Genomic DNA, 834 nt, shown 5'->3' on the forward strand with positions numbered 1-834 from the left:
TCAGGGCGGCAGCCTGACCTCAGTCGCGGTGCCGGAAAGCCAGATGGCCACATTCCAGAATGCGGTCGCGCTGATCGAGAGCCCGCTCTGGGCCGACAGCACGATCCGCACGCTGAATTTCAACCCCGCGACCGAAACCCTGTCGCTGTCGATCCTGTCGCCCAGCGGCATGTCCGAGCGCACGGTCGATGCCATCCGCACGCAGCTGCTGGCCGACAGCGACTGGACGCAGCTGCTCGATGCCCCCCTCACGCCCGCCAAACAGGCCCAATGGGCGACATATCGGCAGGAACTGCGCGATATCCCCTCCCAGCCCGGCTACCCCGGATCGGTCTCATGGCCGGTCAAACCCACCTGAAAGGACCACGATGACATCCGTTTCCATCGCCCCCGCCGTCGCCCTGGCCGAAGCAGATGCGCTGATCGACCATCTGCGGCAGCGCGGCCTCATCCAGGCGCAGGCCATCGCCGATCTGCAAGCCCGCATCGCAGAACTGGAGGCCAGCGCCCGCCCGGACCCCGACAGCATCGCACAGGAGATGACCCATGGCTGATCTTCCCACATCTTATTCCACCGGCACGGTCACTGTCGGCGCCGGATCGACCTCGGTCACCGGCAGCGGGACTTCGTTTGAAGCGGCCGGGCTGGAGGCAGGGGATATCTTCTGGGCGGCCGGGCTGAGTGTCAGGATCGCCAGCGTCAACAGTGCGACCTCGCTCACGCTCGCTTATCCCTGGCCGGGGGCCACCCAGACCGCTGTGAACTACGAGGTCCGCTTCACGCCGGATATGACCCGCGCACTGGCCTCGGCGCGGGAATTGCTGGAGGAGCTT

Annotated in this window: 3 protein-coding genes; all 3 read left to right on the plus strand. The window is 66.3% G+C overall.

The genetic code is table 11. The annotated features are described in order from the left end of the window. Positions 1–358, plus strand: a 358-nt coding sequence (locus tag PKE99_RS39175) for a tail fiber assembly protein (RefSeq protein ID WP_271215089.1), incomplete at its 5' end; no start/stop codon positions are given. A gap of 10 nt (positions 359–368) precedes the next feature. Next, entirely contained in the window at positions 369–554 is a 186-nt protein-coding gene (locus PKE99_RS39180) for a hypothetical protein (RefSeq protein ID WP_054302691.1), read from the plus strand. Continuing rightward, the coding region (locus tag PKE99_RS39185; RefSeq protein ID WP_271215090.1) for a hypothetical protein at positions 547–834 on the plus strand (288 nt) is incomplete at its 3' end. The genes PKE99_RS39180 and PKE99_RS39185, both read left to right, overlap by 8 nt.

The organism is Pseudonocardia halophobica (assembly GCF_027922425.1).
GTDB lineage: Bacteria > Actinomycetota > Actinomycetes > Mycobacteriales > Pseudonocardiaceae > Pseudonocardia > Pseudonocardia halophobica.

Coding starts and splice junctions, on each gene's coding strand:
- PKE99_RS39180 (WP_054302691.1), top strand. CDS start 369: ATGACATCCGTTTCCATCGCCCCCGCCGTCGCCCTGGCCGAAGCAGAT.